This is a genomic window from Actinocrinis sp., assembly GCF_035605935.1.
Classification (GTDB): Bacteria; Actinomycetota; Actinomycetes; order Streptomycetales; family Catenulisporaceae; genus Actinocrinis.
The window spans coordinates 1-9513 of sequence record NZ_DATNGK010000300.1 but is presented as its reverse complement, the minus strand read 5'-3'; the positions used below and the strand labels follow the sequence as shown (position 1 = coordinate 9513).

Below are 9513 nucleotides of genomic sequence, written 5' to 3'. Positions count from 1 at the left end.
CTAGCGCGGGCACTGAAACGAAGCGACACGCGTCCGGTTCACGATCTGGATGACCATGAACCGGACGCGCATCGTCTAGCGCTTCGAGTGCTGGGTCAGGCTCCGGCCCGGGCGCTGCTGACCTTCAGCGGGTCACTCGGCGCTTCCTTCTTCGCGGCTTCCATCTGCTCGCCGAGGTCCTGCAGCAGCTTGCGGCCCACCGCCTTGCGCACGTCGGGGAACAGCTCCTCCTCTTCCTCCTTGACGTGGTGGCGCACGTTCTCCATGAGCACGCGGACCTTCGCGTCGTAGCTCTCGTCAGCCGGGTCGAGCCCGCCGAGCTCGGAAAGCAGCCAGACCACCATGTGGTGCTCCTCGACGCTCTCCAGCACCTCGTCCTTCGGGCCGGCCGCCTTGGCCGCCGGATAGAAGACCGACTCCTCGATGTAGGTGTGTGTCGTCAACTCCTGGATCATCTCGGCGACCAGGTCGGCCTTGGCCTTGGGGTCGGGGCTGCCCTGCTTCGCCAGCTTCTCGAACTGCTTGAAGAGCTTCTCCACGGTCTTGTGATCGTTCTTGAGCAGCACGATCGCGTCCATCGGCGTCTCCCTTCCGGTGCGACTGGGACTGCCGAGTGCCCTCTGGAGGAGTGGATATGCAGCACATTCACCCGTTAGGTGCTGACACGTGTGCGCCGCGGCGGCGCGGTACTCTGCCGCACCACAAGCTCGGTAGCCAGTTCCACGCGGGTGTAGCGCGGCTGTTCGCCGGTCGCGATCTGCACCACCATCTCGGCGGCCGCCGCGCCCATTTCCACCAGCGGCTGGCGCACCGTGGTCATCGGCGGACCGGCCCACTGGGTGAACGGCAGATCGTCGAATCCGATGACACTCAGGTCCTGCGGAACGCGCACGCCTGCTTGCCGCGCCGCCTCGTAGACCCCGTGTGCCTGGAGATCGTTCGCCGCGAAGATCGCGGTCGGCGGATCGGGCAGCTTCAGCAGCGCGGCGCCGTCGCGCAGGCCGCCTTCGACGTAGAGGGTTGAGATACGCACCAGCTGCGGGTCGACCTCGGCCCCGGCCATCTCCATCGCGGACCGGTAGCCGTCGAGCCTGGCCCGGCAGCAGGGCCACTCCACCGGACCGCTGAGCATCGCGATCCGCCGGTGACCTAGTTCGAGCAGGTGCCGGGTCGCGGCCAGCCCGCCGCTCCAGTTGGTCGCGCCGATCGACGGGGTCTCGTGCATCGGCTCACCGGTGGGATCCAGCACCACCAGCGGAATGCCGCGGCTGGCCAGCTGCGACTGCTGCGCCACGGTCAGCTCGGAGAACACCGCGATGACGCCGGTCGGGCGGCGGGCAAGCACCTGCTCGGTCCAGGCGTGGCCCGGCGTGAGCCGGCCTTCCATCTCGGTGAGCACCACGGCGAGGTCGTTCTGGCGGGCGACCCGCTCCACGCCGCGGATGATCTCCAGCGCCCACAGGCTTTCCAGGGCGTGGAATACGAGTTCGATGATGGCCGCGGGGGCGTCGGCGTCCGGACGGCGGTAGCCGTGTTCGCGGATGACCGCCTCGACCCGCTGCCGGGTGTCCAGCGCGACGCCGGACTTCCCGTTGAGCACCCGCGAGACCGTCGGCGCGGACACGCCGGCGAGCCGGGCGATGCTGGCGACGGTCACCTCGCGGCGGCGTTGCCCGCCCGGGCCGCCGTCGCGTCGGGGTGCGGTCACCGCCGCAGTATACGGCCGAGTCGGAGCCGTGATGTGGCTTCGCGGGCACGAACCAGGTCAGTGGGCTATGAAATTTTCCGGCGATTACCCGGAACATTTCTAGATCTATGACCTGCGTCTTGACGAAGCAGTCCCCGCAGACTTACCGTCACTCGCACCCACGGTACCGGGCTTGGATCGAAATATTTCGGACCCTTGCGCAGCGCCCGCCCGGTCCGCCGTCCAGACAGCGTCGTCTCGACCAAGACTCCTCGAGGGAGGAGAGCGCCCGTGAAGAAGAGAACCAGAGCACTGGCTGCCGTACTGTCCGCGGCCGTGTCCGCGGCTTTCGGCCTGCTGATCGCGCTCGCCCCGTCCGCGCACGCCGCCTCGCTGGTCCAGATCACGAACTTCGGATCGAACCCCGGCAACAGCAAGATGTACCTGTACGTGCCCAACAACGTCCCGGCGCACCCGGCGATCCTGGTCGCCGCGCACTACTGCACCGGTACCGGACCCGGCTTCTACTCCGGCACCGAGTTCGCCTCGCTGGCCGACCGCTACGGCTTCATCATCATCTACCCCGACGCGAACCGCAGCGGCCAGTGCTGGGACGTTTCCTCGAACGGGGCGCTCACCCACAACGGCAACAGCGACCCGGCCGACATCGTCTCGATGGTCCAGTACGTCGAGCAGCACAACAACGGCGACTCGTCCCGTGTGTACTTCACCGGCGCGTCGTCCGGCGCGATGCTGACCGACGTCATGCTCGGCGACTACCCGGACGTGTTCAAAGCGGGCGCGGCGTTCATGGGCGTCCCGTTCCACTGCTTCTACACCGGCACGGTCGACGGCTGGAACTCCGCGTGCGCCAACGGCCAGGTCAGCAACACGCCGCAGGCGTGGGGCGACTACGTGCGCGGCGCCGACCCCGGCTACAGCGGCCCGCGGCCGCGCGTGCAGCTTTGGCACGGCACCGCGGACACCACGCTGAACTACAACAACTTCGGCGAGGAAATCAAGCAGTGGACTAACGTGCTCGGAGTGAGTCAGACGCCGAGTTCGACCGGCACGGTCAACGGCTCCTGGACGCACACCACCTATGGCAGCGCGACCGACCCCGCTGTCGACGCGTACAGCATCGCAGGGGTCGGACACCAGCTGCCGTTGTCCGGCATGGCCGCCATCGCGATCCACTTCTTCGGCCTCGACGGCAGCACGCCGCCTCCGCCGTCGAGCCCGCCGGCTTCCCCGACTCCGTCGAACTCGCCGTCGAACTCGCCCTCGCCTTCGCCCTCACCCTCGCAGAGCAGCGGCGGCGGGTCAGGGGCCTGCCACGTCAGCGACTCGGTGAGCGCGTGGAACACCGGCCTGACCGAGAACATCACCATCACCAACAACAGCACCAGCGCGATCAACGGCTGGCGGCTCGGGTTCACCCTGCCCTCGGGCCAGACGGTCGTCTCGGCTTGGAACGCGACGATCAGTCCGGCCAGCGGATCGGTCACCGCGACGAACGTGAGCTACAACGCCGCCATCCCGGCTGGAGGCAACACGAGCTTCGGCTTCCAGGCCAACCACACCGGCAATGCCGCGGCGCCCACCGGCTTCACGCTCAACGGCACTGCGTGCAGCGTCGGCTGAGCTGACGCCGCACAGGCCGCGGGGCCGTCCCTGAGCTGCGCCAGGGACGGCCCCGCGTTTATCTCCAGCCGGTTGAGCGCGCCGCTGTCAACCGGCCGAAGTCCTCGTCGTTCGCTGGTATCCGCTACGCCCAGGGCTGAGAGACGATCCAACTCACGTCGTCAGTCCACGAATTCGCGGTGTCCCAGGCATTCGAGCCGCCATCGCTGGCTACATAGACGTTGAAGTTGTAGTGCCGGATGTACTTACTCGGGTAGTTCACCGACTGGAACGAGTTGCCCTGCCCGTTCTTACCGGCCACCGCGCAGAACGTCGCGTCCTGAGCGAACTGGGTCGAGCCGTCGTCCGGCTGGCGGTAAAGCACGAAGTTGAAGTGCCTGAGGTAGTCGCCGGGGTAGTTGGACGACTCGAACGATACGCAGGAGTTGTTCGCGAGGCCGCGGCGCACGATCCAGGTCGCGTCCGCCTTGTCCAGCGCCGAACTGCTCGAGGTGATCGCCGAGATCTGCGCGGCGTTGTTGAAGTGCCGCAGGTAATCGCCGGTGCAGCAGGCGGTGGTGGCGCGCAGCGAGATCGACGATCCCGGGGTGAGTGAGCCCCCTGCGACGCCGTCCGCGCCGCCGTATCCGGTCGCCACGATGTTCGCCTGCACCGAGTTGTCCGCCGCATCGCTGGGCAGACCCGCGGTCATGACGCCTTCGAAGAACGAGCCGATCGAGGTGTTGCTGTTGTCGCCGCCGGTGCCGAGGACGATCGCGCCCTCTTGGTGCATCGGCGAGTAGCCGCCGCCGTTGACCGTCGGCTCGCCGCCGGAGTAGGTCGTCGTCAAGCTGCCGCTCTGCGCGTTGCCCTGCTTGATCGCCATGAAGTTCTGGCCGTTGTTCTTGATCAGGGCCGTGACGAAGGAGAGCGGTCCGGTGCCGGTGTTGGTGCCGCCGCCGGTGTTCGACTGGAACAGGCCGTTCTCCATGTCCGCCTGCACCCATGGGCCCGAGCCGCTGCAGGTGAACCAGCACTCGGTGGAGAAGTTGATCGCGTCCATGTGGCCGTTGCCGGTGTCGCGGTTGTTGGTCTCCGCGTTTCCGTAGTCGAAGCAGCAGCCGCCGTTGACGTGCGTGCCGGAGGTGACCATGTACATGCCCTCGGCCTGGCCGTTGACCGCGACGCCCGAGGTGGCGTCGTTGCGGTAGCCCATGCCGGCGGAGATCTCGACGCCGTACACGGTGTGTCCGCCGAGACTGACCGGAAGCGCGTCGGCGGGTGCGCCCACGTCGGCGGCGCCGTTGCCGCCTGCGCCCTCGATCGTCAGGTTGTTGTGGCGCGAGGTCTGGTCGTAGATCTCGGTGATCGTGCAGCGGGTGTTGGCGCAGAAGGAATCCTGCGCGGCGGCGTTGGCGTATCCACCGGCGGACAACAGGCCGATGTCGGTGGTGGCGCCGTCGGACGCGCGCTTCACCTGGTAGAGCGATCCGTTGTACGAGGCGAACAGTGCGCGGACGGTGCTGTGCGCGGCGACGCAGGGCGTGCCGGCGGCGGCGTAGATGTCACACGGCAGCGAGGTGGCGGCCTGCGAGGTGGTTGCGGCGCCGACCAGCGCTCCGAAAACCAGCGCGGATATCGCGGCGGCCGAGAGCAACGCCCGGCCACAGCGCGCCCTGAACTGCTGGGTCCTGGTAATTGGGGTCCTGGTAATTGGGGTCTTCGCAAGTCGGATCTTCGGCAGTCGGCTGCTGCGCAGCGGGGTCCTTGCCGGTCGCGCGAGGCGTCCGCGCGCCGTGATCGTCGGGAACCTACTCACGTGCTCTCCCTGCTCTCCATCGAGCCTGGCCGCGCCGTTGTTAGCGCTAACATCCTGCTCCCGGCTGTGGCATGGGTCCGAAGCCGGGGGATTCGAGGTGTCTGGCCGGAGACGATGCACCACGCTCGGCGGCGTGTCAAGAGTCGGCAAAGGGCGGTGGGTGGCCCGATCCGGGCCACCCACCACTTTCACTCAACACACTGATCTAGCTGGATTTTCAGGTCAGTTCCCTGACTTAGCAGGCTCCGTTATCGGTCCAGACGTTCTGTCCGTTGTTGCCGGGGATATCGCCCTGGGTCCACCACTTGGCGGTCCACTTGTGACCGTTGTAGCTGACCACAGCGCCGCCGGTGTACGCGGTGGTGGATACCCAGGCCGGAGCGGAACAGGTGCCGCCCCCGGTGGAGGACGCGGACGGGCTCGGGTTGCCGCCTGCGCTACACGCGCCGTCGTCCGTCCAGACGTTCTGCGAGTTGTTGCCGGGGATATCGCCCTGCGTCCACCACTTCGCGGTCCAGGTATGCCCGTTGTACGACACGATCGCGCCGCCGGTGTACGCGGTGGCGGAGTTCCACGCCGCGGCCGAGCAGGAGCCGGTGCCGCCGGTCGGGGAGGCCGAGGGCGAGGGCGAGGTGCTCGGGCTGGGCGAACCGCCGCCGGTAGCGCTCGGACTGGCGCTCGCGCTCTGCGAGGGCGGCGCGGCCGGGCACTGCGCGGCCGAGCCGTTGACGTCCGTGACCGTGTCGTTGAACAGGGTCGAGGCCGGGTCCAGGTCGTAGAGCGAGAACATCATCGCGCCGCCGAGGCCGTTGCAGTGCATGTAGTCGCTCAGCGCCTGGATCGACTGGGCGTCCTCGCCGGACCAGAAGTTGTTGCCGTCGTAGAAGTACGCCGCCTGCGCCGCCGAGTCCCAGTAGGTATCCGCCGGGTTGCCGACGATACTGGTGAGCTCCTTGTACATCTGCACGCCCGGCACGTTGCCGGAAAGCGTCGCACCGGCGGCCGGGCCGGTGGCCGTTTGGAAGAGGCCGTGGTTGCTACCGGCCGGAACGCCGGTCCAGCCGCGGTAATAGAACGGCACGCCGACGGTCAGTTTGCCGGCTGGGAAGCCACCTGGAATTCCGTACTGCGGGTCGCCGACCGTGTACGCCTTGACCGCCTCGTCGACCGTGTACTTCGCGGTTCCCGGAGCGACCGGGGTCATCGGGTCGTTCGGGTTGTCGTAGATCGGCGCCTGGTGGTTGGTCGGGCCGGTGGCCTCCCAACCGCCGTGCATGTCGTACGTCATCGCGTCGCCAAAGGTCAGGTACTGACCGATGTTGTTGGTCTCGATGTCCTTGATCTTGTCCTGACCGGACGGCAGCGCGGCCGACAGGGTGTACTGCTTGCCGGTGGTGGAGGTCAGGGCATTGAGTTCGTTGCGGAACTCCTGCATCAGCAGCGTGTAGTTCTGCTTGTCCGCGGCGCTGGAGTGGTTGCCGAGGTGGCCACCGCCGCCGGGGTACTCCCAGTCGATATCGAAGCCTGAGAAGATACCGGCCGCGGTGCCCGGACCGCCGTAGCCGCCCTGCGACGGGATGTTGCCCTTGATGAACATGTCGATGCAGGACGAGACGAATTTCTGCCGGGAGGCGGCGGTGGCCGCGACGTCGGAGAAGTACTTCGAGTAGGTCCAGCCGCCGAGGGAGACCTCTACCTTGAGGTTCGGGTACTTCTTCTCCAGCTCCTGCAACTGGTGGAAGTTGCCGACGATCGGCATGCCGAAGGCGTCGGCGGTGCCATCCACGCTGATGTCCGAGCCGTAGGACTTCTGGTAGTCCGCGAAGGAGTCGCCGCCGCCGTCACCGGCGTTCGGGTCGTTCTCGCCGGCTGGGTCCGGGTCGGTGGCCTTCGTGGTCTCAAGGCAGGTGAGGTTCGTCGGGTCGATGTTCTCGAAGTCGTAGATCAGGTAGTTGAGTTTCCCGGCGAGGCCCTGGGTGTCGAGGTTCTTGGGGTAGAAGGCGTTCTGGTAGATCGACCACTGGTCGAAGTAGGCGATCTTCAGGCCGCCGGAGGTCGCCGCGGCTCCGGTGGTGTTGGTGGGCGCGGCCTGGGCGTTGGTCGCCCCGAGCAGCGCGATGCTCGTGCCGATCGTGACGGCGGCCGCGGTGGTCGCCGCCGCGAGTACGGCGCGTCTTGGTCTACGCATTTCTCCTGGCTCCAGTAAGGGTGGGAGGTGGGATGGGAGTGCGCCGGACGGTCGGATTCGGCGCAGTGCGGGCGCCGGATCCGACCGAGCTTGGGGTGGGTTTGCGCACGAGTGGGAGTACGCGGCAGTTCGAGGCGGCAGGTGCGGCAGCTTGGCGTGGCCGCGCTCGCTCAGCGAGTTTGGGGAGCGCGCATCAGCCGCGCGGCACACGCGGAATGCGAAGCGTGTGGGGTGGGGTGCGGCGAGGTCTCGACGCCATAGTCGGTCGCTCCAATCGGTGAACGGCCACCGACCACACGGGACGGTCGGCTCGGTTCGATGGATGCGCCGTCCACCGCAGAGTGCAACATCAACGGTCTACCGACCCGGATCACGCTTGTCAAGATAGGTCTAGTCCAATCGGACTAGACCAGACAACGATGTCGACAGGTCAGCCGCAGGTGGCGGGGCGTCGGTCTGAATCCACCAGTATCACTTAATGTTCAGTTGAGGCTTTGTTGGCCGGTTGGCGCGGCCGTGGCCGTGGCCGTCGTCGCGCCGTGCCAAGCGGTTACCGCGCCGTGACACATTGATGCACAAAACACGCGACCCTCACCGCTCAGCTGCGCGTCTTTGCCGCTAAAGGATCACGGCGCAACACAGATCCGGAGAGGGGCGGTAACGATGGGCGGGCGAAGGCGGCGGGGGCGCGAGCAGAGTCAGGGGCAGGGGCAGTGGCAGCAGGAACCGGGACGAGGGCAGAGCCGAGGACAGGAACCGGGGCTACGCCGGTCAGACGGGAGTCCGGTCAAGCGCAAACGCAAGCCGCTCAAATGGATCGGGCTGTCGATGGCCGTGGTCGTGCTCGCGACCGGCGGAACGGCCGCGTACGTGTACGTGCACTTCAATCAGAATCTCAAGAGCGCGCCGCTGCTGCCCAAGGACGTGACGCAGGCTCCTGAGGTGTCGAACCGATTTGGTCAGACCGCGATGAACATCCTGCTGCTCGGCAACGCGGGGCGGATCAACGCAGCGGATTGCCACCTCGGCGGCGCGTGCATCGACACCGCACCGACTGCTGACACGATGATGGTGCTGCACCTGGCCGCCGATCGCTCGAACATGACGGTCATGTCGATCCCGCGCGACTCGATCGTGAACCTGCCGGCTTGCGCGCAGGATCCGGTGGACCTGATCAACGCCTCGCTCGCGCACGGTCCGTCATGCTCCGTCGAGGCCGTACACGACCTGACCGGTCTGACCATCGACCATTTCATCGAGATCGACATGGCCGGGATCGTGACCATGTCGAACGCCCTGGGCGGCGTGCCGGTGTGCGTCACGAACAACCTCCAGGACAAGTACACACTTCTGAAGCTGCCAAAGGGCACCACGGTCATTCAGGGCACGCAGGCGCTCGCCTGGCTGCGCACCCGGCACGCGTTCATCAACGAGGTCTATCGCGAGCAAGCGCAGCATGTGTTCATGGCGGCGCTGCTGCGCAAGCTCAAGGACAACGCCTCGCTCACGCATGTCATGACGCTCTACTCGGTCGCGGACGCGGCGACAAAGGCGCTGACTGTGGACTCGCAACTGAGCAGCGTGACGGACCTGCTGAGCCTGGCGCAGGAGATCGGGAAGGTACCGACGAGCCGGGTCACCATGCTGTCCGTGCCGACGGTGGACTATTCGGGCCCGAATGCGGCCTGGCGGCTGAGCCAACTGCAATTCCAGCAGCCAGAAGCCGACCAGATGTTCGCGGCGATCAAGGCGGACACCGCCTACACGCGCGCAACGGCCACCGGCGGTTCGTCGGCCTCCGCACCGGGAGCGACCGGGTCGTCAGCGTCCTCGTCCAGCGCTGCGGGCGGCGGATCGCAGAGTTCTGCTACTTCGCCGGTCAACAAGGCGGCAGTACGTGTACTGATCAACAACGGCAGCAGTATCAGAGGCCGCGCTGCCGCGATCCGGACCGCGCTGGTCGGCGGCGGGTTCAGCGGCTCGCTGCTGACCACAGGCAACGCGGATCCGACCGGCACAACCGCGCTTTACTACCCGGCGAACCGGGCGGACTCGGCCGCGGTGGTCGCCGCAGCGCTCGGAATCCCGAGGGCGGCAATGCACGAATCCGGGGGCTCAAAGCAGGTGACGGTCGTCATCGGTAGCGATTGGCCGAGTGGAACTACCTTTCAGGCGGGTGCGGCTAGCGGCGGCAGT

6 protein-coding genes are annotated in these 9513 nt (G+C 67.0%); 2 read left to right on the top strand and 4 right to left on the bottom strand.

Annotation, left to right across the window (positions count from 1 at the left end; translation table 11 throughout):
• Positions 1 to 95: 95 nt before the first annotated feature.
• Positions 96 to 578, bottom strand: coding sequence for a hemerythrin domain-containing protein (locus tag VN779_RS24315; protein WP_325727288.1), 483 nt, complete (start codon positions 576 to 578; stop codon positions 96 to 98).
• A gap of 74 nt (positions 579 to 652) precedes the next feature.
• Positions 653 to 1708 carry a LacI family DNA-binding transcriptional regulator gene (locus VN779_RS24310; RefSeq protein WP_325727286.1) on the bottom strand — a complete coding sequence of 352 codons (1056 nt, stop codon included), beginning with the start codon at positions 1706 to 1708 and terminating at the stop codon, positions 653 to 655.
• Positions 1709 to 1978: 270 nt separating this feature from the next.
• Between VN779_RS24310 and VN779_RS24305 the strand changes: the two genes are divergently transcribed.
• Positions 1979 to 3331: a PHB depolymerase family esterase gene (locus VN779_RS24305; RefSeq protein ID WP_325727284.1), complete on the top strand. Its 1353-nt coding sequence runs from the start codon at positions 1979 to 1981 to the stop codon at positions 3329 to 3331.
• 124 nt (positions 3332 to 3455) lie between these two features.
• On the opposite strand, the gene VN779_RS24300 is transcribed toward VN779_RS24305, so the two are convergent.
• Positions 3456 to 4967 (bottom strand): alpha-L-arabinofuranosidase B, encoded by a 1512-nt coding sequence (locus VN779_RS24300; protein ID WP_414639747.1) that lies wholly within the window; start codon positions 4965 to 4967, stop codon positions 3456 to 3458.
• A 397-nt stretch (positions 4968 to 5364) separates the two neighbouring features.
• Positions 5365 to 7317, bottom strand: a complete 1953-nt coding sequence (locus tag VN779_RS24295; protein ID WP_325727280.1) for a glycosyl hydrolase family 18 protein — start codon at positions 7315 to 7317, stop codon at positions 5365 to 5367.
• Between the two features lie 828 nt (positions 7318 to 8145).
• Between VN779_RS24295 and VN779_RS24290 the strand changes: the two genes are divergently transcribed.
• Positions 8146 to 9513: LCP family protein (locus VN779_RS24290; RefSeq protein WP_325727278.1), on the top strand; the 1368-nt coding region annotated here is incomplete at its 3' end.

Bases quoted from the DNA above. Each gene is read 5' to 3' on its own strand.
- VN779_RS24315 (WP_325727288.1), bottom strand. From the start codon at position 578: ATGGACGCGATCGTGCTGCTCAAGAACGATCACAAGACCGTGGAGAAG.
- VN779_RS24295 (WP_325727280.1), bottom strand. From the start codon at position 7,317: ATGCGTAGACCAAGACGCGCCGTACTCGCGGCGGCGACCACCGCGGCC.